Here is a 26,481-nt window from a genome sequence, read left to right as displayed (position 1 = left end):
GTTGTCTATTTATTCATTATTACCTATAATTAATTTTGGTGCTAGTACATGTCACAGTACCTCAGTTGGATAGAGCATCCGCGTTCTAAGCGGACGGTCGGGAGTTCGAATCTCTCCTGAGACATCAAATGAAAAGTTAGAAAAGTTGAATAGTCAGCTTTTCTAACTTTTTTTCATGTGGAAATAAAAAGATAAGATTTTTAAATTATTCATTAAATAATCTTCCTTCTCATCTAGGTACTTCTAAAACGGTTTAAAAGAATTATTCAGAAAAATGTAAAAATATTCTATATTTCTGAAAATGGTAGATTACTGTACAGCCAAAAAAAAGTTTTCCTTTTTTTTATATTTATTTCTCTTTATTTTAAATGTGAAAAGTACACGGAACTGTTTTTGGATACAATTCTATTCAAGGTTCTTCTCGCTTTAATGTTCACAAGCAATATTTCGGAACACTATATATAGAAAAAAATGAATATGTCAATAGGAAAACCACTATATATAGTGGTTTATTTATTTGCCAGTAGAGAGAAATAAGTGTAGAATACAACTAGAGAAATAGAAGAAAGATCATTTTAAAAAAGCTTAAAGGAGAATGTAGGATGACTCAAAAAACGATTATTGTTTATTCTAAACCAAATTGTATGCAATGTAACTTCACTAAAAAATATTTAGAAGATAAAGGTGTGTCTTACGAAGTAAAAGATATTTTTGAATCAGAAGAAGCATTAAATGAAGTCAAAGAACTTGGGTTCAGCTCTGTTCCGGTTATTTCGGTTGAAGGACAAGAAGCATTTAATGGATTTCGCCCAGATCTCCTTGATCAATTAGTATGAAAGTTGTTTACATTAGTTTAACAGGCCAAACACGAAAGTTTGTTAAAAAATTAGATATGGATTCGCTGGAGTTGACGCCAACGAATCCATATCTTGCTTTAAATGAACCGTTTATCATTATCACCCCTACCTATGATAAAGAAGCTACGGATCTATTAAATGATTTTATTGAAACAGCTGATAATAAAGACTACTTTAAAGGAGTTGCAGGTGGTGGGAATTTAAATTTTGGTAAGCTTTTCGCTTTTACAGCCAAAGATTTAGCCCGTGATTATCAAGTTCCACTCCTACATACCTTTGAATTTCAAGGTAACGAAGAAGATGTTGTACAACTAAAGAAAGCGGTGAATAAAATTGGATAAACCTAAATTAGCATCAAAGCCAAAAGAAGTTACGTATTTTAAGTTAAACAATGAACTGAATAGACCTGTAGATGGAAAAATTCCTTTGAACAAGGATCGTGAAGCTGTACGAGCTTATTTTTTAGAACACGTAAATCCGAATACAGTTTTCTTCTATACTCTAGATGAAAAATTGAATTATTTAATTGAAGAAGATTATATAGAGGAAGAATTTTTATTAAAATACGACAGAGCATTTGTGCGTGCGTTGTTTGATGATATCTATAGCCGTAAATTTAGATTTCGTTCATTTATGTCTGCATTTAAATTTTATACTCAATATGCCCTTAAAACAAATGACGGAGAACGTTTCTTAGAACGCTATGAAGACCGGATCGTTTTCAATGCATTATATTTAGCAGATGGAGACACAGAATTGGCGAGTAGACTTGCAGATGAAATTGTGAATCAACGGTACCAACCAGCTACTCCGACATTTCTAAATGCTGGCCGTAAAAGACGTGGAGAATTGGTTTCTTGTTTCTTGATTCAAGCAACAGATGATATGAATAGTATCGGTCGTGTTGTGAATAGTGCATTGCAATTGTCTCGTATTGGAGGCGGAGTAGGAGTGAATTTATCGAATTTACGAGCTTCTGGCGATCCAATCAAAAAAATCGACAATGCTTCAAGTGGAGTTGTTCCAGTAATGAAATTATTAGAAGATAGTTTCAGTTATTCTAATCAACTTGGTCAACGTAATGGAGCAGGGGCTGTTTATTTGAATGTCTTCCATCCAGATATTGTTTCGTTTCTTTCAACAAAAAAAGAGAATGCAGATGAAAAAATTCGTGTAAAAACTCTTTCTCTTGGACTAGTTGTGCCGGATAAATTCTATGAATTAGCAGCACACGACGAGCAGATGTATCTATTTAGTCCATATGATGTCGAACGTATCTATGGAGAACCGTTTGCTTATATCGATATTACTAAAGAATACGATAACATGGTTAACAATGAAGAAATACGTAAATCAAAAATTAGTGCTCGTGAATTAGAAAATGAAATTTCTAAATTGCAACAAGAATCTGGGTATCCTTATATTATTAACGTCGATACAGCAAATCGTGAAAATCCAGTTTATGGAACAATTACAATGAGTAACTTATGTAGTGAAATCTTACAGATCCAAGAACCTTCAATGATCAATAACGATCAAACCTATGAGCATTTAGGAACAGATATCAGTTGCAATCTTGGTTCAACGAATATCGTGAACTTGATGAAGTCTCCTGATTTTGGAACCTCAATTGACACTATGGTGCGGGCTTTAACGATGGTTACTGACCAATCAAGTATTGATGCTGTACCGTCAATTAAAAATGGTAACGATAAATACCATACGATTGGTCTTGGCGCAATGGGACTGCACACGTATTTAGCATTGAATCAAATTCACTACGGTTCACCAGAATCCGTTGAATTTACGGATGTGTACTTTAAGTTGTTAAATTACTATACGTTAGTATCTAGTAATAAAGTAGCGAAAGAAAGAGGTACGACTTTTTATAATTTTGAAAAATCGAAATATGCGAATGGGACTTATTTTGATAAGTACATCAACGAAAATTTTGTTTTTTCAAGTGAAAAAGTTCAACACTTGTTTGATGGGATCCAAGTACCTACTATAGAAGATTGGGCAGCTTTAAAAGAAGCGGTAATGAGTGACGGTTTATATCATCAGAACCGTTTAGCTGTAGCGCCAACAGGTTCAATTAGTTACGTAAACGAAACATCATCTAGTTTGCATCCAATCACACGTTTGATTGAAGAACGTCAAGAGAAGAAGACGGGGAAAACTTACTACCCGGCACCTTTCTTATCAAATGACACAATGCCTTATTATAAGTCAGCTTATGATATGGATATGCGTCAAGTGATTGATGTTTATGCAGCAGCCCAAAAACATATTGATCAAGGTATGAGTTTAACACTCTTCTTACGCTCTGAAATTCCTGATGGGTTGTATGAGTGGAAAAATGGACGTACAACCAAACAAACGACTCGTGATTTAAATATTTTACGTCACTATGCTTGGAAAAAAGGTGTAAAATCTATTTACTACGTTCGTACATTTACTGAAAATTCAGAAGAGATTGGTTCAAATGCTTGTGAGAGCTGTACCATTTAAAAGGAGAGAACTAGAATGACAACGAACTATAAAGCCATTAACTGGAATAATATTGAAGATATGATTGACAAGTTGACATGGGAAAAATTAGTAGAACAATTTTGGACGGATACACGTATCCCATTATCGAATGATCTAGACGACTGGGCACAACTTCCTAAAATCGAAAAAGACATGGTTGGTAAAGTATTTGGCGGATTAACCTTATTGGATACTCTTCAATCGCAAGATGGTGTTCAGTCGTTAAAACAATCTATCCGTACTCAACACGAAGAAGCGGTATACAATAATATCCAATTTATGGAATCCATGCATGCGAAAAGCTACAGTGCGATTTTTAGTACGTTAAATAGCAAATTTGAAATTGATGAAATTTTTCAATGGACAAATACAGATGAGTTGTTGCAATTAAAAGCCTCCACCATTAATGATATCTACCATAACGGAACAGACTTGCAACGAAAAGTTGCTAGTGTTATGTTGGAATCGTTCTTATTCTATTCAGGATTTTTTGCTCCGCTGCACTATTTAGGAAATAATAAGCTACCAAATGTAGCAGAAATCATTAAATTGATTTTACGAGATGAATCCGTTCATGGAACCTATATTGGATACAAGTTCCAAATTGCGTTTAATCAGTTGCCTGATGATGAAAAAGAAGACATAAAAAATTGGACGTATGAATTATTATTTAAACTGTATCAAAATGAAGTGAAGTATGCAGAATATTTGTATGATGAAATTGGATGGACAGAACGTGTGAAAGTCTTTCTTAGATACAATGCAAATAAGGCTTTGCAAAATCTCGGGTTTGATCCTTTATTTCCAGATACAGCTAATGATGTAGATCCAGTTATTATGAATGGAATCTCTACGGGCACATCTAACCATGATTTTTTCTCACAAGTCGGAAATGGGTATCTGCTTGGTATGGTCGAGTCTATGGAGACTGAAGACTACGAAAAGTGGACTATTTAAGAACAATATAAGCTTTCATTTGGAATTTTCGAATGGACAGATTTAAAAATAGAGTACACCCTTATTAAATTCATGTCAGATGAATTTAATAAGGGTGTTTTTTTCTCTGAAATGACTAAAGACAATTATGTAATGGTTAATAATTGTGAAGAAATAAAGTTTCAGTTATGATAAGATTGTTATTAAATTGGTAAAAAGGAGGAGAAATAATGGAAAGACGTGAAATAAAAAGAACTGCAAAGAAATTATTAAAAGGAAATTGGAAAGTTGCTATTTTAAATTTAATTATTATTTCTGTTTTGACAGGTGCCATTAGCCAAGGTATTTTTACTTTGATTGGTTCAGGAAGCTCTCTTACCATGCTTGATTCTGTCATGCAAGGGAATTTAGATAATTCAACAATGGCTGTTAAACCAACTATTACAGCTAGTTTATTAACTTCACTAGTTAGTATATTGGTCAGTTTTATTTCTGGATTGTTGAATGCTGGTTATGCTTGGAATATTTTAGATATGGTAGATGGAGCGAAATTATCTATCGAAGGTATGTTCCAAACATTCAAAAAAGAGCGTATATTTAAAACAACAGGTTTGATTGTTGTAATGACTATTTTAATCACGCTATGGTCATTATTATTAATCATACCAGGTATCATTAAAAGTTATAGTTACAGTCAAGCATTGAACATAATGAAAGATAACCCTTCTATTAGTATTATGGAAGCATTAGATCAGAGTCGTAAAATGATGAAAGGGAATAAGTGGAAATTTTTCCTATTACAACTGTCATTCCTTTGGTGGTACATTGTACCATTAGTTCTTTTTGGCTTATTTACATTAGGAAGTATCCAAACAATCAATGCAAGATTGGAAGCAAATCCTAATGAAGGAATCGTTGTTATTTTAGGCTTCCTCCTGGCATTTTTAGCTATCTTACTATTTGTTATTCTAATTTCATTTTACATTGAACCGTATCGGGTAACTTCTCAACAGGTCTTTTATCGCTTGTTGTCGGATGGAGATGCTTTCAATATTGAACATCCAACTACCCACAAAAAGGATGACAATCAGTATAATGAGGATTATGAAGGCAAACAGTTAGATGATGTCGACTTTTAAAAAAGACTTGACCAATCATGTTTACTTTAATATAGAACACTATTAAAGGCAGAATTTAAAAGACTAGCAAGGAAATAAATGTTGGAAACATTCATTTCCTTGCTAGTCTTTTTTACTAAATAGTAAGTGATTGAATAATCTGAAAATAAATAACGCTGTTTATGAGTATATCCTTTTGTTATAAAAGAAAGATAAGATACAATAAAAATAAGTATAAAAGTCTACAAAGATGTATTTATAAAAAATATACATCCTTTAGTTTCAAAATTTAAAAAGAATGGAGGGAAAGGTTAATTAGCTAAAGATCATTTCTTGATGCTACTCAAGTACTTAAGAAAGGAGTAGAGAAAGAATGAAAAAGTTGGGATTTCTACTCATTTTCGTTGTTGTTTTGGCCGGATGCGATGTTGGTAAATTGGCAAATAAATTAACAGAAGAAATTATGTCCAATTCTGTGAGCAGCTCCCAATCAACTGCTTCTAATGGAGAAGATTCAGCTGAAATTGAAAGCGCTATTGAAGACAGTCAAGAGTTTCTGTCCGAACAAATTGCATCAGATTCAACAGATAAAGATAGTTCAATTGAATTAACCTTAGTTCCACAAGATGATGAAATAGACAAAGGGTTAACTGTTGAAACAGATGCTACATTAGCTATGTTGGAAAAGTATGTAAAAGAAAATCCGAATATGGGTTATGAAAATGACGTAACCATTATCTATACAGGAGAAACATATGGGGAATCACCCAATCTTGCAGGAATATTTTTTATTATTAACCGAACAGATAGTGCTATGAAAGATGTTCGTTTTACGTACTCATTTGGTAAAGCAGATAGTGAATTGATTTTTGATAAGCAGTCATTTACATTGACAGGAGATAGTTTTGGCACACTAGAGCCGAACACTGTTATGCCTATGTATCTAGTGGTGGATCCTTCTAAGGAATCGCTCTTGAAGGGGATGACCACAAGTCAATTGGTAGAAGAAATACACATGTTTGATTATACAGATGCTGGTAAGTCGGATCAACCAACTCAATCAGAAGAATCAGCTGTTGAAACAAGTGAAGATGAATTGAGTCTTGTCATTCCAAAACAAAATGCTGACAATGGCCAAACATTTGATAATAATCCCTTAATGGCTGAATTTCAACAACTCGTAATGGAACATCCGGATATGGGATTTAATAATGATGTAACAGTTATGTATTCCGGATTGTATGATAAGACAGATGGTGACACATTGGCTTATTTTTTTATTATTAATAAAACGGATCTTGAGATAAAAAATATTCATTATCAACTAAGTTATGGTAATAAAGATGGGGAAATGGTATGGGATAAAGAAGCTGTTATTTTGAAAGAAAATATATTTGGTCCGCTAAAACCAAATGTTGTTCTTCCTCTAACGATGACAGTTCCAAAGGGAAAAGTAGATTTATTTTTTTCCATTACAAATGAGAACCTTTCAATTAAGTTGGATGAATTTAATTTTGAAGAATAAAAGAGGTCGGAATAATTAGGACTATAGGGTAGCAGGGTTAAAAAAGGGGAAGGATGATTAAAATGAAAAAAATACTAACGCTTTTTGGAGCAGTTGTTTTGTTGGCAGGTTGTGATTTTATTGGAGGAGGTAGCGAAACAACATCTTCTAGTGAAGCGAGTTCGACAGCAACGAGTCAAAGTATGATGAGTTCTGAAATGTCCTCAGAGTCTTCTGCAGTTGTTTCCTCTCAATCAAGTAGTACTGGTACAGAAGAATCTAAGGTAGATTCTAGTGCAACAGGTGAGACAACTACAGATATGGCTATTCCACTTGTACCTCAAAAAATGGAGTTAGATCAAGGTTTGACACTTGAAAGTGATTCTGTATTACAAGAAATAGAAATGAGAATGGCAGAATCAGAAGATATTGGTATTGAAAATGATGTAGCTATACATTTCACGGGTATGTATTTAGGTGAAGCTGGAGAAATGCAAGCTATTTTTATTATTGTTAACAGAATGGATGTAGCCATGACAAATATTAATCTTACAATAAGTTTTAGCACTGTCGATGGCGATGTTATATTAGATAAAGCGCCCTTCTATCTGACAGAAGAATCTTTTGGAGTATTAGAACCGGAGACTGCGATGCCGATTTACTTAAATATTCCACCTGAAAATGAAGATGCATTTTTCAGTACTTCTGATATCAATAATTTAGTTTACACAATTGATGAGTTTGATTTCGAAGAAAAATAATGTATTATTTTTAGATTAAAAGCGCTCCGATGAAATGCTATATTCTTGCATTCTATTGGTCGCTTTTTTTATTGACCAAAATTTTTTTGAAAAGATTCATAAAAGTAGTCTAAGTGGCAATAAAAATGGTAGGATTAGCTTAATACATAAGCTGTTATGCTATGCGAGAGGTGATGTTAAATGAAACTACAGGCAAAAGATTTTCTCACTTTTCCAAATATTTTATCTTACGTTCGTCTAATGCTCATCCCGGTTTTTATGATGCAGTACTTGACAGCTACAAATATTGGCGATTACTATGTTGCCGGGACAATCATTATTTTCTCAGGATTGACTGACTTGCTAGATGGATATATTGCTCGAAAATTTAATCAAATTACGGAGTTAGGAAAATTACTCGATCCTATTGCTGATAAGCTTACTCAGATAGCCGTCATAATTTGTTTACTAGTTCATTATGAAAAAATGTGGATTATCATTACCTTGTTTTTAGCCAAAGAATTATTTATGGCCGTAAATGATTTTTTACTTTATCGACAAGGTAAAAAACTGGATGGTGCTAAATGGTTTGGGAAAATATCAACTGCAGTATTCTATGCGTGTATGACATTTTTAGTGGCATTTCCTACTATCCAAGCAACGACTGCAAATAGCCTAATGATTGTTACTGGTTTTTTCTTAACACTCTCATTTGTCTTATATGGGCGTGAATTCTTTACCATGTATCAAAAAAGTTCAAAGTAAATTTAACGTGTAAGTAAATTCTGAGAGGAGTACAAAATGAATAATGCAGAACGCTTCATTGCGAGTTTTAATCGTATCCATAATTTTTTAAGCTTTTCAGATAATGAAAAAGAATATAAAAAACCATTTTATCGTTTATTAGATGAAAATGAAAACCGCAATCCTGCCGTAAAAAAATATAAGAATGATCTACAAGTTTTTGCCGATCTGAGAAATGTTATGGTACACAAAAAATTAATTCCGAATACTTATATTGCTCAACCGACAGATAAAGTAGTCAAACACATTGAACAAATTGAAGATGAAATAAAAAGTCCCGAAAAAGTTTATCCATTATTTAAACGTGATGTCGTTCAGTTTAATTTCGATGATTTATTTACAAAAGTGTTAAAAACCATTAATGAAAGAAAATTTACTCATTTTCCGGTGTATAAAGACAAAAAATTGATTGGTCTATTAACCGAAAAAGGAATTACAATGTGGCTAGCGAATCAATTAGAAGACGAAATGATTTATTTGAAAAAAACGATGGTGGAAGAGATTGTTTTAGAAGATACAAGAAAAAATAATTATTTATTTATCAAAAAAAATATGTCTGTTGAGATTGCGGCAGATCTATTAAAAAATGATCGACGTTTAGATGCTTTACTTATAACAGAAAACGGTAAAGTGTCAGAATCTCCTTTAGGTATTATTACTCCTTCCGATTTATAATAATGCTTTAGAGATTAAATTAGAAGAAAATAATTCATCTGAAATGATTTCGGTTAAATCAAATTAGTTGCCGTATAAAACAGTTTGTACTATAGTTACTTTAAGTTAGTAAATTAACTGTATTGATTTATTGCTAAGTAAGCTGCTAAGCTAAAAAACAAGGAGGAAGAAATAAATGACAAAAATTGGAATCATTACAGGTAGTACGCGTCCAGGACGTAATAGCTTGCAAGTCGCTCAATGGGTAAAAGAATTAGCTGACAAACGCGGAGATGCAGAATATGAAATTGTAGATATTGCAGAATACAATCTGCCTTTATACAATGAACCAATCTCAGCAGCGTATAGTCAAAACTATGTTACACCAGAAGCCATTCCATGGTCTAAAAAAATAGCTGAGTTAGATGGCTATGTCTTTATTACTCCTGAATACAATCATGGTATTACATCGGCGTTAAAAAATGCAATTGATTATCTTTATCCTGAATGGAACAATAAAGCGGCAGGAATCGTTAGTTATGGGTCATCTGGTGGAGTAAGAGCTGCTGAGGCTTTACGAGTTGTTTTAGCTGAACTACAAGTTGCAAGCGTTCGTACACACCCAGCAATGTCTTTATTCACTGATTTTGTAAATATGAATGAATTCAAACCAGCTGATTTGCATGTAGCTTCAGTAAATACTCTATTAGACCAAGTTGTTGCATGGTCAACAGCGCTACAACCTTTAAGGAATAAGGCCTGAATCCGAGTCCAAATTCATACTTTTTAAATAGTAATTTTCCAATCTTTAAAGTTGAAATCAGAGCGCTTTCTTGTTATTATAATGGTGTAAAGAAGGACAAGGTACAATGTCTTCTTTACTAGAGTCAATGGATTATCGACTCTAAAGTTAATAGTAGATTCATTACTATTAACTCAACTTCATAGAGTGGCTAAGTTCCTGAAATAGAATAAGTCAAGACTGAAGTATCCAAACCCACATGAAGGAAATAGAGTTCATGTGCACAATAACAATTTTGCGAATAAAGTATAGAAAAAAAACGGGAACTAGCTACAAAATGAGTGGAGGGCTTCTAACAAGAAGCTCTCCTTTTTTATCTAAAATTTAAGAATCAAAACTTGACATGTTAGCGTTTACACGGTACATTAAATATGTAAAGAGAGACATGTCTATAAAGAGAGCATGCTACTCTTTATAGAAGCTAGTGAAAGTAGCTTCGAGGACAAATAGTCGAGTAAAGCTATCTTGTCCAAGCTCATTCATTTAGTTGATTGCTACTGTATGACCATTCTAAATGAAAACCAATCAGAAGTATTAAATGGATGAGCGCTAATATAATCAGCATGTAGTTCTAGTTTAAATGAATTGAAACGATCAACCTTTGTAGAAGTTGATATCAGAGATTCGACTAGAACCATGCTATAAGTTTTAAGAGGAACTTCCTATTTTTAGGTTGCTCCTCTTTTTTTTCTATATTTTTAAGCAATAGTTGTATAGATTGACAATTCCTTATTTTTAATGGTATATTTATCTCGAATTAAGGATAATTTCAGTCTAGTAAAAGCATCTATAGATAAGTTTAAAATGAAAGGTGACTGATAAAATGGAAGACTCAACTAAAGCATTAAAAGCTTTAACCGTAATGTTAAAATCTTCTTCAAGCGTTCTAGATGTTATAAAAAAAGATATGATAAAATATGGATTAAATCCGACTGAATTCTCAGTTTTGGAGCTTCTTTATAGTAGAGGAGATCAGCCGATTCAATATATTGGAAAAAAAATATTGTTAGCCAGCAGCAGTATTACGTATGTTGTGGACAAGTTAGAAAATAAAGGCTTCATACAACGCTCTCCTTCAGTTAAAGACCGACGTGTAACAAATATTTCAATATCTGAAAAAGGAACAACTTTTATGAAAAATGCTTTTCCAGAGCATGAAGAATTAATCTCAAATGTGTTTGGTGTACTTAATGAAGAAGAATTAACTACTTTAACAGAGTTATTAAAAAAAGTAGGGTACAATGCTGATTCATTTAAATAAAAATAACAAGATTATTGGTACGAAAGCAGCACCGACTTTTCTAGGTTTAAGATCAAATGTAAAGACTCTTGCGTACTAGTACTTCATTTTATTGCTAAAATATGGTATAATCATTTTTAGCAGAACAATTTACTGGAATACGCTCAAATTAAGAACCAAAGAAATGAGGGGATTTACATGGGGAAAGTTATTACCGAAGAAATTCAATCTTTAGTAGAAGTTGAACTTCGAAAAGGTGCCAGCAAATCAAGAATTGCGACCCTTTTAGGCGTGCCATATGACGAAGCAATCGTGATCATTGACGAAATAAAAGCTTCATTTAGACCAGATGTAGGAGATAGAATTATTTTTTCATTCCGAGACGAAAAAATGGCTGGAACAATCATCAAATTATTGAATAATAGTGCCGTTGTAGAAATCTATTGGGATAAATCTTCTGATAAAATGAAGGATATAATGGAAAGTAAAACCATTGTTAACTTTAAAGATATTGAAGAATTTGTATCTAGTGAAACAGAATAACAAAAAAGAGTTGAGACAAAATGTCTCAACTCTTTTTTTGTTGTAAATTTCCCTGAAATAAGTTGGAAATAAGAATTTTTCATGAGTTCTTAAAATGAAGTTTTTATGTTTTTAAAAAAATTACTTTGATATTCAAAATAATTTTTAAGACATATAGACATTGGTATTAAAAGGTTTTAATCAATAAAATGAAAATAATAATATATTTATTCTTGACACTTTCACTAAAAAATAATATAGTTTGATGGTCAAACAATTTGATGTTCAAAGTAATTAACTTAATTGCTAATTTGAAAGAACGGAGGAGTTGGTGTGGACGAATTAATTCCTGAAATTAATTCTTACTTGGTAACGATATTTAATGAAATTCTGATAATTGAAGAAGGTGCTCTTCAAAGTAGCACATTTAAAGATATCTCAATAAAAGAAATGCATACGATTGAAGCTATTGGCATGTATGGTATTCATACGACAACTGAAGTTTCAAAAAAGCTTTCGGTTACTGTAGGAACATTAACTGTTTCTGTTAATAACTTAGTGAAAAAAGGATACGTTGAACGCATTCGAAATGATAATGATCGTAGAGTCGTTAAGTTGGGCTTAACTAAAAAAGGCCGATTGCTTTATCGTCTTCATGACAAGTTTCATCGAGATATGGTTAAAGAGACGTTAGAAGGCTTAAACCGAGAAGACGCAGAAATGTTGATCAAAGGCTTAAAAAACCTTCATATTTTCTTAGACCGCACGAAAAATAATTTATAAGAACAGAGTTGAATGCTAATGAAGGCAAAAATTATGGGTGCTGGAAGTTACACTCCACATAAAGTAGTTTCCAATGCGATGCTAGAAAAAATGATGGACACCAATGATGAATGGATTAGAACTCGTACAGGTATAGAAACGCGTCACATTAGTGAGGGTGAAAACACTTCAGTTCTTTGTGGCAAAGCCGCAATGGATATTCTTGAAAAAACAGGTATTTCTGCTAAAGAAATAGATTTTATTATTGTAGCGACAATGACTCCAGATGGGTTAAGTCCTTCAACAGCTTGTTTAGTACAAGATTATATAGGCGCAAATCCTATCATGGCTTTTGATGTAAATGCAGCATGTTCTGGTTTCATTTATGCTTTATCAATCGCTGAGAAGTTGATTCGAAGTGGCACTTTCCAATATGGGTTAGTTCTTGGCGGAGAGGTCATGTCAAAAATCATAGATTGGCAGGATCGAAGTACAGCAGTTTTGTTCGGTGATGGTGCTGGAGGCGTATTGCTGGGTGCAACAGAAACAGAAAACAGCTTTTTAGGAGAAGATATCCATTCTGACGGGAGCCGTGGAGAATCCCTTACAGCTGGTAGTCACTTGGTTACGAATTTTCATACAAAAGAAAATTCTAAGAATGAGTTTCTTCAGATGGACGGAAGATCAATTTTCGATTTTGCTATTCGGAGTGTTCCTGAAAGTATTCGAACTGTTGTGGAATCTTCAAATTATACTCTTGAAGAGATAGACTGTATTGTTGCTCATCAAGCAAATTATCGTATTTTAAAAGCTATTGCAAAAAAACTAAAAATGCCAGTTGAAACATTCGCAACAAATATTGCTGAATATGGCAATACTTCTGCTGCAAGTATTCCAATCTTGTTAGATGAACTTATAACAAATGGAGATTTAGTTTTGGGAAGCAAGAAAAAAATCGTTCTTACTGGATTTGGTGGAGGACTCACATGGGGTTCCATGCTTATTCAACTTTAAAGAGGTTATACTAGCCCGCTTAGGCTTAAAAAAATAAGCAAAAATAAAAACAACTATAATGGAGGAATTACAAAATGACATTCGAAAAAATTCAAGCAATTATCGTGGACCAATTAGACAAAGAGGAAGAAGAAGTACAATTAGAAACAAACTTCCGTGAAGATTTAGAAGCAGATAGCTTAGACTTATTCCAAATCATCAATGATATTGAAGACGAATTTGATATTAAAATTGAATCTGAAGAAGGCTTAACAACTGTTCAAGATATCGTAACTTTTGTTGAAGTTGAACTAGCTAAAAAATAAGCACCCATAAGAAAGCAGGTACTGTATGCAGTCTGAATTAATTGAAAAACTTGGAATCAAATACCCTATTATACAAGGCGCAATGTCTTGGGTTGCTAATCCTAGTTTAGTGAGTGCAGTTTCAAATGCTGGCGGTCTAGGAATATTAGCTTGTGGATATGCTTCAAGTGAAATTGTGCGAGAACTGATTAGAGAAACAAAAAGTTTAACAGACAAACCTTTCGGTATCAACGTTTTGTTAACATCACCTTATGTAGATGATGTTGTTAAAGTAGTTTGCGAAGAACAGGTTAAAGTTGTAACGACTGGTGCTGGTAGTCCTGGAAGATACATGAGCCAGTTTAAAAATGCGGGTACAGTAGTTATCCCAGTAGTTGCTTCAGTTGCTTTAGCACGACGCATGGTAAATGAAGGAGCAGATGCAATCATTTGTGAAGGTATGGAAGCTGGTGGTCATATTGGTAAAACAACTACTATGAACTTAGTGCCACAAGTGGTTGATACTGTCTCTGTTCCAGTCATTGCTGCAGGAGGTATTGCTGATGGACGTGGTGTTGCAGCTGCTTTTATGTTAGGCGCTTCAGCTGTTCAGTTAGGAACACGTTTTGTTGTTGCACACGAAAGTACTGTTCATCAAAATTTCAAAGATGCCATATTAAAAGCAAAAGATATTGATACTGTAGTTACTGGTCAGATTACTGGTCATCCAGTACGTGTCCTACGTAACAAACTAACTCGTCAATACTTAAAAATTGAAAAAGACATCACAAGTGATGAAAAACCAGATTTTAATCGTTTGGAAGAACTTGGAACAGGTGCTTTGAGACGAGCTGTCATAGATGGCGATAAAGAAACTGGATCATTTATGTCTGGTCAAAGTGCTGGATTAGTGAATAAAGAACAAAGTAGTCATGAAATCATCCAAGAATTAATGCATGAATATCAAGAAGTAATAAAAGAACAAGCCAACCTCATTTTAAAATAAGGTGAACTTAGGTAAAAAATAACTAGAAAGCTAAAAGGAGGTCTTTTCGCTTCAGATAGTTTTTCTAGTTTTTTTTTCGATTATTTCTCTTATTGATTAAATGTATAGAGCATGGATGATTTTTTTTATAGACAAATTACAGTATTAAAGGAGAAAAAACCTTATGAAAATTGCCTTTGTATATAGTGGACAAGGCGCTCAATACTTTGGTATGGGGCAAGACTTGTATGAAAAGTATAGTGTAGTTCGAGAAGTTTTTGATCAAGCTGGACAGTCTTTAAATATCGATATGGCTGAGCTTTGCTTTGAAGAAAATGATTTGTTGAACCAAACAACTTATACTCAGCCTGCTATTCTTACTGTCAGTTTGGCTATAGACGCATTGTTAAAAGAAAAAGGGATTCATCCTGAAGTTGTAGCTGGTTTAAGTCTAGGAGAGTACAGTGCGTTTGTAAAAGCGAATGTACTATCTTTTGAAGACGCTGTTAAATTGGTTAAAAAAAGAGGGCAATACATGACTGATGCTGTTCCTCTCGGAAAAGGTGCGATGAGTGCCATCATGGGAACGGATCGTCAAACAATCATTGACGCTTGTAATGAAGCAAGTGTACTTGGTATTGTTTCTCCTGCTAACTATAATATGCCTGGACAGATTGCTATTGCTGGTCTTAAAGCAGCTGTAGAAAAAGCAGGAGAACTACTTCTTGAAAGAGGAGCGAAACGAGTGGTTCCTTTGCAAGTCAGTGGACCATTTCATACACAGCTATTAGCGCCTGCGTCGATTCAATTAGAAGAAGCACTTAAATCTGTTTCAATTCATGATTCTGAACTCCCTGTCATTAGCAACACCATTGCTAAGGTCTTTGAAGACAAAGAGCAAATAAAAACAATGATGGTGAAACAAGTGATGTCTCCTGTTTATTGGGAAGATAGTGTAAGAACGATGATTGATATGGGCGTTGACACTTTTATAGAAGTAGGTCCTGGTAAGACATTAAGCAGTTTTATCAAGAAAATCGATAAAACGGTGACTATTTTAAATGTTGAAAATGAAAGGTCTTTAGAAAAAACGGTAAATAAACTGGCTGAGTTGAACGCTCCGGCCTAGTACATTAAAAGGAATGAGCACATGACTTTAAAAGATCAAACCGTTATTGTTACAGGTAGTTCAAGAGGTATTGGAAAAGCAGTGGCTGTAGAATTTGCAAAAGCTGGAGCAAACGTTGTTTTAAATGGACGCAAACCTATCTCTGAAGAATTGATCAGCGAAATAGAAGGTTACGGTGTTAAAACGCATACTATTTTAGGAGACGTTAGTGATTTTGATTTTGCTAAACAACTGATTGAAGAATCAAAAGAAGTTTTTGGAAGCATTGATATCTTAGTGAACAATGCGGGTATCACAAACGATATGCTTTTAATGAGGATGTCAGAAGAAGACTTTGACCAAACGATTTCAGTTAACTTAAAAGGAACTTTTAATACGATTCGTCATGCATCTAAAGTTATGCTAAAACAAAAGAGTGGAACGATTATTAACATGGCGAGTGTAGTTGGACTTGTTGGAAATGTTGGACAAGCAAATTATGCTGCAAGTAAAGCTGGTGTTGTAGGGTTAACAAAATCTGCTGCAAGAGAGCTAGCTACTAGAGGAATTACCGTAAATGCTATTGCTCCAGGTTTTATTGATACAGAAATGACCGATGTATTGTCTGATAAGATGAAAGAACAAGCGGTTAGTCAAATACCATTGAAACATTTAGGTAGCGTAGAAGATGTTGCGAGAGCCGCAGTGTTCTTAAGTGAAAATAAATACATTACAGGTCAAGTCATCAATGTAGATGGCGGAATGGTTATGAATGGTTAAAAAGGAGGAAAAACAATGACGAATCGTGTAGTAATTACTGGAATGGGTGCTGTGACACCTTTAGGAAATACAGTTGATGAATTTTGGAATGGGCTTAAAGCTGGAAAAAATGGTATTGCTCCTATTACAAAATTTGATGCAACGGAGACAGGTATAACCGTTGCTGGTGAATTGAAAGAATTTGATGCAACAAACTATATGCCACGTAAAATTTCAAAACGTATGGACGAATTTTCAAGATATGGTGTCGCAGCAGCTGTACAAGCTGTAGAAGAAAGTGGTATTGATCGTGAAAAAACAGATATGAACCGTTTTGGTGTTATTGTTGGTTCTGGTATCGGTGGATTGAACGCTATGCAAGAGCAAATCATTAAGATGAACACAAAAGGACCTCAGCGTGTAGCACCTTTCTTCGTACCGATGGCAATCGGTAATATGGCCGCTGGGAATATTTCAATCGCTATTGGGACTAAAGGCATCAATACGTCTATCGTAACAGCTTGTGCTTCTGGAAATAATTCTATTGGAGAAGCTTACCGTAATATTAAACATGGTTACTCAGATGTGATTCTTGCTGGAGGAGCAGAAGGTACGATCAACGAGATCGGTATTTCTGGTTTTGCTGCATTAACGGCTCTATCAACAAGTACAGATCCTGATCGTGCCTCAATTCCTTTTGACAAAGAACGTACTGGTTTTGTTATGGGTGAAGGCGCAGCTGTATTGATGCTTGAAAGACTAGACCATGCTTTAGAACGTGGAGCAACAATCTATGCTGAAATCGTTGGTTACGGTTCTACAGGTGATGGTTATCATATGACTGCACCAACACCAGACGGAAGTGGCGCAGGTCGTGCAATGCAAGACGCAATGACTGAAGCTGGTATAACACCTGCTGATGTCGGCTATATCAATGCTCATGGAACGAGTACTGGAGCAAATGATTCTGCTGAAACAATGGCTATTAAATATGCATTTGGCGATGAGGCTAAAAATGTTGCTATTTCAAGTACGAAAAGTATGACAGGACACTTATTAGGTGCTGCAGGAGCCATTGAAGCAGTAGCATGTGTGAAAGCACTTCAAGATGGTTTCTTACCTCCGACTATCGGACTTCAAGTTCCAGACGAAGCGTGCGATTTGGATTACATTCCTAACGTTGGACGTGAAGCAGATCTAAAATATACACTAAACAATTCTTTAGGCTTTGGCGGACACAATGCCGTAACATGCTTTAAGAAATGGGAGGGGCAATAAAATGGATTTTGGTCAAGTGAAAGAAATTCTTGATCTAGTCAATCAATCAGAATTAACTGAATTTGATTTGCAAATGGATAATGTGACTTTACGTATGAGTAAAAATACATCTAGCCAACACATTAGCAATCAAGCTGTTCATACTGATTCAGAGACAAGATTTAACGAACCCGTTCGTAAAGAGAATATACAAACTTCTTCTCCTATTTTCGAAGAAGTATCCAAATCTGCTCCAATTGCTGAGCCTGTTGCTGATGGCGCACTAGTTCATTCTCCAATCGTTGGAGTAATTTACACTTCTCCTTCACCTGATCAACCAGCTTTCAAAAAAGTGGGAGATAAAGTAACCGTTGGGGAAACACTTTGTATTGTTGAAGCAATGAAATTAATGAATGAAATTAAAAGTGAAGTAGATGGAACGATTACTGAAATACTAATAGAAGATGAACAAGTTGTTGAATTCAATCAACCGTTGTTCAGAATTGCCTAGGAGGAAATACCAATGACAAAAATGAATATTAAAGAAATTCAAGAATTAATCCCCAACCGTTATCCAATCTACTTTATTGACCGTGTGGACGAAATGATTCCAGGTGAGCATGTTGTAGCTCTTAAAAATGTAACGATCAATGAAGAAGTATTCCAAGGTCACTTCCCAGGTGAACCTGTATTACCAGGAGTATATATTTTAGAAGCACTAGCTCAAGCAGGATCGATTCCTCTATTGACTCTAGACCGTTTTAAAGGGCAAACAGCTTACTTAGGTGGAATGAACAAAGTGAAATTCCGTAAAAAAGTTGTTCCTGGTGACCAACTGATGTTACAAGTCGACATTGTTAAATTGAAAGATTACGCTGGTATCGGAAAAGGTGTAGCATACGTAGATGGAAAAAAAGTTTGTGAAGCTGAATTAACTTTCATCATTGGTAGATAAGCCTATGTTTAATAAGATATTAATTGCCAATCGAGGAGAAATTGCTGTTCGCATTATTCGAGCTTGTCGTGAAATGGGAATCAAAACAGTTGCTGTTTATTCTGAAGCGGATCGTGATGCTTTGCATATGCAATTAGCAGATGAAGCGATTTGTATTGGCCCAGCCAAAGCTACTGACTCTTACTTAAATATGCAAAGTATTTTAAGTGCAGCGGTTGTGACAAATGCTCAAGCGATTCACCCAGGTTTTGGGTTCTTATCTGAAAATAGTACATTTGCGACCATGTGTAAGGAAATGAATGTTACATTCATTGGGCCAGACGCGGGTACTATTGATCAAATGGGGAATAAAGCGAATGCGCGTGCTCTTATGATTGAAGCAAATGTACCAGTTATTCCAGGAAGTGAAGGTTTCATTACCGATACTAATGAAGCTAAACAACTGGCAGATCAATTAGGTTATCCAGTAATGGTCAAAGCTGCAGCTGGTGGTGGTGGTAAAGGGATGCGTAAAGTCCTAAGAACCGAAGATTTAGCTGCTGCATTTAACAGTGCAAAAAACGAGGCGAAAGCAGCTTTTGGCGATGACCAAATGTATATGGAGAAAATCATTGAACATGCACGCCATATTGAGGTACAATTATTAGGTGATCATTACGGAAACGTTATCCATTTAGGCGAACGTGATTGCTCTTTGCAACGCAATAATCAAAAAGTAATCGAAGAATCTCCTTCAGTAGCAATCAACGAAGAGCAACGAAAAAATATCGGTGAAATAGCTATTCGTGCTGCAAAGTATGTCGGTTATAAAAACGCAGGAACGATTGAATTTTTATTGGATCAAAATGGAGAGTTTTATTTCATGGAAATGAACACTCGTATTCAAGTTGAACATCCAGTAACCGAAATGGCTACTGAATTTGATATTGTGAAAGAACAATTGCTGATTGCAAGCGGAGCAGAGTTATCAATTCAACAAAGTGATGTTCGTTTGACTGGACACACGATTGAATGCCGAATCAATGCTGAAAATCCTGCTTTTAACTTTGCACCTTCTCCGGGAACGATTCAATACTTATTGATGCCGAGTGGTGGAAATGGATTGAGAGTTGATAGTGCAATGTTTGCTGGAGCAGATATTCCGCCATATTATGATGCAATGATTGCAAAAATCATTACCAAAGGTGCCAATCGTGCTGAAGCCATTGCTAAAATGCAACGTGCTTTAGGTGAAATGGTTATCGATGGAATTATTAGCAACCAGTTTTTCCAAGAAGATTTGTTAATGGATAAACGCTTTGTTAATGGAGATTATGATACAAGCTTTTTACAAGATGTCTTTCTTAAAGAATGGAAACCTCGTATTGAATAAGTTTGTTTTGAAGTAACAAAACCATCTTACTAAACATGCAGTAAATAAAAGAGGTGACAACGTGCAGTTATTTAAAAAAAGAGCTTATATTCCAATTACAAAACATTCAGAAATTAATGAAGAAACAGATAACCCTATGGTGCCAGATGGCATGTTCGCACAATGTCCAAGTTGTAAGAAAGCCATTTATACAAAGGATCTAGGTGCAGAAAAAATCTGTCCTGAATGTGGCTATACGTTTAGAATACGGGCACAAAAGCGAATTGAATTAACGCTTGATGAAGCTAGTTTTGAAGAATGGTATCACGATATTCCATTTGAAAATCCTTTGCATTTTCCAGACTATGATAAAAAAATCGAGCTGGCTCAGAAAAAGACTCACCTTCATGAAGCTGTTTTAACTGGAAAAGGTACGATAAATGGTATCGAAACGGCTATTTGTGTGATGGATTCTCATTTTATTATGGGAAGTATGGGAAAAATAGTCGGTGAAAAAATAACAAGAACATTTGAAAAAGCAACAGAGGAAAAACTACCGGTCATCATTTTTACTGCCTCAGGTGGAGCTCGTATGCAAGAAAGTATTTTATCGCTTATGCAGATGGCTAAAATCAGCGGTGCTGTAGCTCGCCACAGTGATGCAGGTTTCTTATACGTAACTGTCTTGACTGACCCGACTACTGGTGGTGTAACGGCTAGTTTTGCCATGCAAGGAGATATCATCTTATCTGAACCTCAAGCATTGGTCGGATTTGCTGGCAGACGTGTGATTGAACAAACGATAAATGAAGAACTTCCTGATGATTTTCAACTTGCTGAATCTGTTTTAGAAAATGGGTTTATTGATAAAATTGTGCCAAGAAAAGAAATGAAACAGCTACTAAGCGATATCTTACGCATGCATCAGTAAAAATAGACAGGCAAGTATTTTATAAAGAAGGTGAACGAGTTGAAAGAAGCTATGGAAATCGTTGCTTTATCAAGAAAAACTTCACGATTAACTGCTATAGAAATAATGGAATCTGTTTTTGACGATTTTATTGAATTCCATGGCGATCGTTCTTTTCATGATGATAAAGCCATTGTCGGGGGCATAGCAACCTTAAATGGACAACCTGTAACGGTGATAGGCAATCAAAAAGGTCATGAAGTAAAAGAAAATATTATGCGCAATTTTGGGTCACCTCATCCAGAAGGTTATCGAAAAGCATTGCGTCTAATGAAACAAGCTGAAAAATTTAATAGACCTATAATAACCTTTGTTAATACTGCTGGTGCTTATTGTGGCGTTGAGGCTGAAAATAGAGGACAAGGTGAAGCTATTGCACGTAATTTAATCGAAATGAGTAAATTAAAAGTACCAGTTCTTTCAATTATTATCGGTGAAGGCGGTAGTGGAGGAGCTTTAGCTTTAGCTATGGGGAATCAGGTATGGATGATGGAACACACGATGTATTCTGTACTTTCACCTGAAGGGTTTTCTTCTATTTTATGGAAAGACGCAACGAGATCTAAGGAAGCAGCAGAATTGATGAAGCTAACTGCTCAAGATTTATTTGGGCTTGATATAATTGACTTTATATTGCCGGAAACAAACTTAGAAGGCTTATTGTCTCAAGAGCAGATTTTGAGAGATATGAAAGAAAATATAAGTTCTACTATAAAAGAGCTTTCTGCAAAAACACCTGATCAACTTGTTGAAGAACGGTATCAAAGATTCAGGAAATATTGAATTTTATTCAATAATGACAGAAAAAGAGCAAATCAGTTGAAATCAACTGATTTGCTCTTTTTCTAGTTGGGGTAGATCGATTTTTGGTATTTTTACTGTAGATGATTGATAAAGATATTTGCTATCATTTGTTTCAATCAAAATACTGTAACGATGGTCATCTAAAAGTAATTTACCAAGCATTTCTCTAGAATAAATTCGTCCTAATGGAAAACCCTCCGGTAATGTGGCAGTCACTTTTTTCAATTCATAAAAACCATTTGCAATCGTTTCTACAAATATAATATTTGCTAGAGATTGTAACTCAGTTTGTTCTTCACTAGTGAGGTCTTTTACAAAACCTTGATTCATTGAAGGATCCTCCTAAAAATTTTTAAATGTTTTTATATCAGCGCACCAAAAATAGTTTACCATATTTTGTATCGTACAGTATATAAAATTTTGAAGAATAAAACCATAATTTGTAAGCCCAGTGTAAGTGGACATTTAGTTGTATAAATTTCGCTAATCGCTTCAACTTAATCCACTTTAATGAACAAATGTATGCTAAAATAAGACTACATAAAAAAACAAAATGAACTTCTTTTTATTGAATGATATGAATGCAGGAGAGTGACAATATGGGAGAAACAGTACCCTTTCCAAAGAATTACGACTGGTATAAAAAAGAAGCGATGGAATATTTTTTATCAGGAAGAATGGAAGAAGCTATTCCATTTTTCGAAGAAGCTTACCAGTTAGAACAAGATGAGTTATTAAATACAAATTATACAACTGCGTTATATCAAGTTGGAGATTATCCAAAAGCCAAAGAGATTGCAGATGACAAATATTCTTTTTATGAACAAGAAGAGTCGTTGGCTCTTTTTTATACAGCCATTTTAATAAAATGTCATTTGTTTCTCCAAGCAGAACAAGCCATTATATTTCGAAAGAAAAAATTTCCGCTAACAGAAACTTCTGAAGAAAATTGGTCAGCTGTTCAAGAAATGTTAGAAGAAGAGCAAACAAAAATTGAACTTGAGAAACAAAAAAAGGTCGAGTATTTGCTAAAAGAATCCTATTCTTTAGGAAATAAATCTTTTACAGAACAATCTGCTATTATGAAAGAATTAGAAGATATTCCATCAGAACCTTTTATTCAAGCTGTAAAACCAATATTATCTAATCCTTACGTAAATGGGATTATTAAGGCAACAGCAATAGAACGCTTAGCCATTGAAAAAGTAGCAGGAAAATTTGATATTTACTGGATGAAAGAAAAAAAAGTTATTCAACCTGCTTTATTGACCTCAATCAAGAACCATGCGATTGTTCAAGAAGTATTGTCGCTATTGTCTGAGCGTGTTGAACAAAATGATCCGACTCTTTATCAATCAATGGTTCAAGAAGTATCGCTTCATTTCTTTGTGCTGTATCCTTTTATAGATGACGTGATCACTTCACCAGTAGAATGGGTTGAACTTTATCAAAAACGCTACGACAATTCTTTTACATTAACGATTGAACCTAGTTTGAACAGTAAAAGGATGGAAGAATGGATGCAGAGGATTGACCTTGAATTAATAGATTTAGTTTAACTAGTCACTCAATAATTTAATGAGACCTTAAACAGTCTTCAATCAGATTTATCTTTAATTCGTTGTTTTTATTTACAAATTTCAGCCTTTAGTGTACTATTAATGAGTATGCAATTGCTTTTTTATTGCGAAAAATAGAGTGTTTCGGAGGGAAATATAATATGACTGCAAAATGGGAAAAAAAAGGCACAAATGATGGTGTCTTAACATTTGAAATTTCAGAAGAAAAAATTAAAGAAGGTTTAGATACAGCCTTTAACAAAGTGAAATCCACTTTAAGTGTACCTGGATTCCGTAAAGGGAAAGTTCCTCGTACAATTTTCAACAAACAATATGGAGAAGAAGCTTTGTATGAAGATGCATTGAATGCTGTATTACCTGAAGCATATGATGCTGCAGTTGCAGAAGCTGGTCTTGATCCAGTTGCACAACCAAAAATCGATGTTAAATCTATGGAAAAAGGCGAAGCTTGGGTTATCGAAGCTGAAGTTACTGTAAAACCTGAAGTTGAATTAGGGGAATACAAAGGCTTAACAGTTGAAAAACAAGACCGTGAAGTAACAGATGAAGATGTTGAAAAAAACATTGAAGAAAAACGTGCTGCACAAGCTGAATTAGTATTGAAAGAAGATGCTGCAGTTGAAGGCGATACTGTTGTTATCGATTATGAAGGATTTAAAGATGGTGTTGCTTTCGAAGGCGGCAAAGGCGAAAATCATTCATTAGAATTAGGTTCAAACTCATTCATTCCAGGTTTTGAAGAAAAACTTGTAGGCGTTAAAGCTGAAGATGAATTAGACGTTGACTTAACTTTCCCTGAAGACTACCATGCTGAAGATTTAAAAGGTGCTGCTGTAACTTTTAAAGTTAAAGTACACGAAGTTAAAGCAAAAGAATTACCAGCTTTAGATGATGAATTTGCTAAAGATGTTGATGAAGAAGTTGAAACATTAGCAGAATTAAAGGAAAAGATCAAAACTCAATTAACAGAAGCTAAAAGTGCATCTGCTGATGAAGCAGTTGAGGAATCAGCTATTCGTCAAGCAGTAGACAATGCTAAAATTGAAGATCTTCCATGGGCAATGGTTCACGACGAAGTTCACCGTCAAATGGATGTCTTCTTAAACGATATGCAACGTCAAGGTGTTTCTCCTGAAATGTACTATCAAATTACTGGTACTACAGAACAAGATCTACACAAACAAATGGAAGCTGATGCTGATTTAAGAACTCGTACTAACTTAGTTCTTGAAGCGATCGTTGAAGCAGAAGCTTTTGAAACTACTGAAGAAGAAGTTAATGAAGAAATCAAAAACTTGGGCGAACAATACGGTATGGATGAAAAAGCTGTCCGTGCTGCATTGACTCCAGAAATGTTAAAACACGATATTGCAATGAAAAAAGCTATTGATCTAATTACTGAAACAGCTGAAGAAAAATAATTGCTGTTCCTTTAATGATAAATAGTACTGACAAAAATGAAGGACTTCAAAAAGAAATATCTTTTGAAGCTCCTTCTTTTTGTATGAAAGAGAAACAGTTTAAATTCTAGCATTAAAGGAAATATTATGCTATGCTATTTAAGATTTGAACGATTCTCATTGTAATATGAGTGACAAATCTGCTACTATTATAAGTGGTATGAATGAGAATAGAGGTGGACACGAATGTTTAATGATGAAGAAGCAAAAGGACCTGTGAGTTGCTCATTTTGTGGCAAATCACAAGACCAAGTAAAAAAAATTGTTGCTGGTCCAGGTGTATATATTTGTAACGAGTGCATTGATTTGTGTAAAGAGATTATTGATGAAGAGTTCAATGATGCAGGCTATGGTGAATTTTTAGAAGTGCCTAAACCTCATGAAATCAGAGGAATATTAAATGATTATGTGATTGGTCAAGACCAAGCGAAAAAATCGCTATCGGTAGCAGTATACAATCATTATAAACGTGTAAATCAAATGGGTGGCGAAGAAAAAGACGGTATCGAATTGCAAAAAAGTAACATTTGTTTGATTGGACCAACTGGTTCTGGGAAAACTTTCCTTGCTCAAAGTTTGGCTCGTATTTTAAATGTTCCATTTGCAATAGCAGATGCTACAAGTTTAACAGAAGCAGGCTATGTTGGAGAAGATGTTGAAAATATTCTTTTAAAACTAATGCAAGCAGCTGATTATGATGTAGAACGAGCTCAAAAAGGAATTATTTATATCGACGAAATTGACAAAATTGCGCGTAAAGGCGAAAATGTATCAATAACACGTGATGTAAGTGGAGAAGGTGTTCAACAAGCCTTGCTTAAGATCCTAGAAGGAACAGTAGCTAACGTTCCTCCACAAGGTGGAAGAAAACATCCTCATCAAGAATTTATACAATTAGACACAAGCAATATCTTATTTATTGTAGGTGGTGCTTTTGATGGAATCGAAACGATTGTTAAAAATCGTATGGGAGAAAAAGTAATCGGTTTTGGTTCTTCTAAGAAAAAATTAGATGAAAGCCAAAGCGTGATGCAACAAATTATCCCAGAAGACTTATTGAAATTTGGTTTGATTCCAGAATTTATTGGACGTTTGCCAGTAATGGCTGCGTTAGAAAAACTAACTGAAGATGATTTGGTTCATATTTTAACAAAACCAAAAAATGCTCTTGTAAAACAATATAAAAAATTGTTAGCTTTAGATGAAGTTGAACTAGAATTTGAAGATGATTCTTTAACAGAAATCGCTAAAAAAGCTATTGAGCGCAATACTGGTGCACGAGGTTTACGTTCTATCATTGAATCAATCATGCTAGAAATTATGTTTGACTTACCAAGTCGTCCAGAAATTGTTAAATGTGTGATCACAAAAGATACAGTAAGTGGTTCAGGAAATCCAGATTTCTTTGATATTGAAGGCAAAAAAATCAGTTGATTTTAATTAAAAAGTTAGTATGAATCAGCTAAAAATCATAAACGAAGTT

The 26,481-nt window shown here is 34.5% G+C and carries 28 protein-coding genes and 1 tRNA gene; 28 read left to right on the top strand and 1 reads right to left on the bottom strand.

Translation table 11 applies throughout. The features are described 5' to 3' along the window. Nucleotides 1-49: 49 nt before the first annotated feature. From ACKI3H_RS06585 to ACKI3H_RS06465, 25 genes are all read left to right on the top strand, one after another. Nucleotides 50-125 (top strand) — tRNA-Arg (locus tag ACKI3H_RS06585). 477 nt (nt 126-602) lie between these two features. After that, nucleotides 603-836, top strand: a complete 234-nt coding sequence (gene nrdH, locus ACKI3H_RS06580; protein WP_407371484.1) for a glutaredoxin-like protein NrdH — start codon at nt 603-605, stop codon at nt 834-836. Beyond that, nucleotides 833-1,198, top strand: coding sequence for a class Ib ribonucleoside-diphosphate reductase assembly flavoprotein NrdI (gene nrdI / locus ACKI3H_RS06575; RefSeq protein WP_407371483.1), 366 nt, complete (start codon nt 833-835; stop codon nt 1,196-1,198). The genes nrdH and nrdI overlap by 4 nt, the downstream gene beginning before the upstream one ends. Further along, the gene (nrdE, locus tag ACKI3H_RS06570; RefSeq protein ID WP_407371482.1) at nt 1,191-3,368 is read left to right on the top strand and encodes a class 1b ribonucleoside-diphosphate reductase subunit alpha; all 2,178 of its coding nucleotides are present in this window, start codon (nt 1,191-1,193) and stop codon (nt 3,366-3,368) included. The genes nrdI and nrdE overlap by 8 nt, the downstream gene beginning before the upstream one ends. Before the next feature lie 15 nt (nt 3,369-3,383). Then, nucleotides 3,384-4,346, top strand: coding sequence for a class 1b ribonucleoside-diphosphate reductase subunit beta (nrdF, locus tag ACKI3H_RS06565; RefSeq protein ID WP_407371481.1), 963 nt, complete (start codon nt 3,384-3,386; stop codon nt 4,344-4,346). A 209-nt stretch (nt 4,347-4,555) separates the two neighbouring features. Further along, complete coding sequence (locus ACKI3H_RS06560) at nt 4,556-5,464, top strand: DUF975 family protein (RefSeq protein ID WP_407371480.1); 909 nt, start codon at nt 4,556-4,558, stop codon at nt 5,462-5,464. A gap of 352 nt (nt 5,465-5,816) precedes the next feature. Then, on the top strand, nt 5,817-6,968 hold the full coding sequence (locus ACKI3H_RS06555) for a hypothetical protein (protein WP_407371479.1): 1,152 nt from the start codon (nt 5,817-5,819) through the stop codon (nt 6,966-6,968). Nucleotides 6,969-7,030: 62 nt separating this feature from the next. Beyond that, nucleotides 7,031-7,708 (top strand): lipoprotein, encoded by a 678-nt coding sequence (locus ACKI3H_RS06550; RefSeq protein WP_407371478.1) that lies wholly within the window; start codon nt 7,031-7,033, stop codon nt 7,706-7,708. A gap of 180 nt (nt 7,709-7,888) precedes the next feature. Next, entirely contained in the window at nt 7,889-8,452 is a 564-nt protein-coding gene (locus tag ACKI3H_RS06545) for a CDP-alcohol phosphatidyltransferase family protein (RefSeq protein ID WP_407371477.1), read from the top strand. 36 nt (nt 8,453-8,488) lie between these two features. Then, a complete protein-coding gene (locus tag ACKI3H_RS06540) occupies nt 8,489-9,166 on the top strand; it encodes a CBS domain-containing protein (RefSeq protein WP_407371476.1) in 678 nt (225 codons plus the stop codon). Nucleotides 9,167-9,341: 175 nt separating this feature from the next. Continuing rightward, complete coding sequence (locus tag ACKI3H_RS06535) at nt 9,342-9,908, top strand: NADPH-dependent FMN reductase (RefSeq protein WP_035023186.1); 567 nt, start codon at nt 9,342-9,344, stop codon at nt 9,906-9,908. Between the two features lie 862 nt (nt 9,909-10,770). Beyond that, on the top strand, nt 10,771-11,208 hold the full coding sequence (locus ACKI3H_RS06530) for a MarR family winged helix-turn-helix transcriptional regulator (protein WP_407371475.1): 438 nt from the start codon (nt 10,771-10,773) through the stop codon (nt 11,206-11,208). A gap of 177 nt (nt 11,209-11,385) precedes the next feature. After that, on the top strand, nt 11,386-11,730 hold the full coding sequence (locus ACKI3H_RS06525) for a DUF2187 domain-containing protein (RefSeq protein ID WP_407371474.1): 345 nt from the start codon (nt 11,386-11,388) through the stop codon (nt 11,728-11,730). Nucleotides 11,731-12,042: 312 nt separating this feature from the next. Continuing rightward, nucleotides 12,043-12,492 carry a MarR family transcriptional regulator gene (locus ACKI3H_RS06520; protein ID WP_350466052.1) on the top strand — a complete coding sequence of 150 codons (450 nt, stop codon included), beginning with the start codon at nt 12,043-12,045 and terminating at the stop codon, nt 12,490-12,492. Between the two features lie 18 nt (nt 12,493-12,510). Continuing rightward, a complete protein-coding gene (locus ACKI3H_RS06515) occupies nt 12,511-13,485 on the top strand; it encodes a beta-ketoacyl-ACP synthase III (protein WP_407371473.1) in 975 nt (324 codons plus the stop codon). Nucleotides 13,486-13,559: 74 nt separating this feature from the next. Beyond that, nucleotides 13,560-13,790 (top strand): acyl carrier protein, encoded by a 231-nt coding sequence (locus ACKI3H_RS06510; protein ID WP_013710924.1) that lies wholly within the window; start codon nt 13,560-13,562, stop codon nt 13,788-13,790. A 25-nt stretch (nt 13,791-13,815) separates the two neighbouring features. Continuing rightward, on the top strand, nt 13,816-14,775 hold the full coding sequence (gene fabK, locus ACKI3H_RS06505) for an enoyl-[acyl-carrier-protein] reductase FabK (RefSeq protein WP_407371472.1): 960 nt from the start codon (nt 13,816-13,818) through the stop codon (nt 14,773-14,775). Nucleotides 14,776-14,938: 163 nt separating this feature from the next. Further along, the gene (gene fabD, locus ACKI3H_RS06500; protein WP_407371471.1) at nt 14,939-15,883 is read left to right on the top strand and encodes an ACP S-malonyltransferase; all 945 of its coding nucleotides are present in this window, start codon (nt 14,939-14,941) and stop codon (nt 15,881-15,883) included. Between the two features lie 21 nt (nt 15,884-15,904). Then, complete coding sequence (gene fabG, locus ACKI3H_RS06495) at nt 15,905-16,642, top strand: 3-oxoacyl-[acyl-carrier-protein] reductase (RefSeq protein ID WP_407371470.1); 738 nt, start codon at nt 15,905-15,907, stop codon at nt 16,640-16,642. Nucleotides 16,643-16,657: 15 nt separating this feature from the next. Next, nucleotides 16,658-17,899, top strand: a complete 1,242-nt coding sequence (fabF, locus tag ACKI3H_RS06490) for a beta-ketoacyl-ACP synthase II (RefSeq protein ID WP_407371469.1) — start codon at nt 16,658-16,660, stop codon at nt 17,897-17,899. A gap of 1 nt (nt 17,900) precedes the next feature. After that, on the top strand, nt 17,901-18,389 hold the full coding sequence (gene accB / locus ACKI3H_RS06485) for an acetyl-CoA carboxylase biotin carboxyl carrier protein (protein ID WP_407371468.1): 489 nt from the start codon (nt 17,901-17,903) through the stop codon (nt 18,387-18,389). A 21-nt stretch (nt 18,390-18,410) separates the two neighbouring features. Beyond that, nucleotides 18,411-18,833: a 3-hydroxyacyl-ACP dehydratase FabZ gene (fabZ, locus tag ACKI3H_RS06480; protein ID WP_176944148.1), complete on the top strand. Its 423-nt coding sequence runs from the start codon at nt 18,411-18,413 to the stop codon at nt 18,831-18,833. A 4-nt stretch (nt 18,834-18,837) separates the two neighbouring features. After that, nucleotides 18,838-20,205 (top strand): acetyl-CoA carboxylase biotin carboxylase subunit, encoded by a 1,368-nt coding sequence (locus ACKI3H_RS06475; protein WP_407371467.1) that lies wholly within the window; start codon nt 18,838-18,840, stop codon nt 20,203-20,205. Between the two features lie 61 nt (nt 20,206-20,266). Beyond that, entirely contained in the window at nt 20,267-21,115 is an 849-nt protein-coding gene (gene accD / locus ACKI3H_RS06470; protein WP_407371466.1) for an acetyl-CoA carboxylase, carboxyltransferase subunit beta, read from the top strand. A gap of 51 nt (nt 21,116-21,166) precedes the next feature. Continuing rightward, on the top strand, nt 21,167-21,937 hold the full coding sequence (locus tag ACKI3H_RS06465) for an acetyl-CoA carboxylase carboxyl transferase subunit alpha (protein ID WP_407371489.1): 771 nt from the start codon (nt 21,167-21,169) through the stop codon (nt 21,935-21,937). A gap of 42 nt (nt 21,938-21,979) precedes the next feature. On the opposite strand, the gene ACKI3H_RS06460 is transcribed toward ACKI3H_RS06465, so the two are convergent. Beyond that, nucleotides 21,980-22,288, bottom strand: coding sequence for a hypothetical protein (locus tag ACKI3H_RS06460; RefSeq protein ID WP_407371465.1), 309 nt, complete (start codon nt 22,286-22,288; stop codon nt 21,980-21,982). Nucleotides 22,289-22,557: 269 nt separating this feature from the next. Between ACKI3H_RS06460 and ACKI3H_RS06455 the strand changes: the two genes are divergently transcribed. The 3 genes from ACKI3H_RS06455 (at nt 22,558) to clpX (ending at nt 26,432) form a co-directional block, all read left to right on the top strand. Then, nucleotides 22,558-23,517, top strand: coding sequence for a hydrolase (locus ACKI3H_RS06455; protein ID WP_407371464.1), 960 nt, complete (start codon nt 22,558-22,560; stop codon nt 23,515-23,517). A 161-nt stretch (nt 23,518-23,678) separates the two neighbouring features. After that, nucleotides 23,679-24,959: a trigger factor gene (gene tig / locus ACKI3H_RS06450; RefSeq protein ID WP_407371463.1), complete on the top strand. Its 1,281-nt coding sequence runs from the start codon at nt 23,679-23,681 to the stop codon at nt 24,957-24,959. Between the two features lie 225 nt (nt 24,960-25,184). Next, nucleotides 25,185-26,432, top strand: coding sequence for an ATP-dependent protease ATP-binding subunit ClpX (gene clpX, locus ACKI3H_RS06445; RefSeq protein WP_407371462.1), 1,248 nt, complete (start codon nt 25,185-25,187; stop codon nt 26,430-26,432). Nucleotides 26,433-26,481: the final 49 nt, after the last annotated feature.

Source organism: Carnobacterium sp., from assembly GCF_045617425.1.
In the GTDB taxonomy this organism is placed as follows: Bacteria; Bacillota; Bacilli; order Lactobacillales; family Carnobacteriaceae; genus Carnobacterium_B.
The sequence above is the reverse complement of the archived record's forward strand: the minus strand, read 5'-3'. Positions and strand labels throughout refer to the sequence as shown.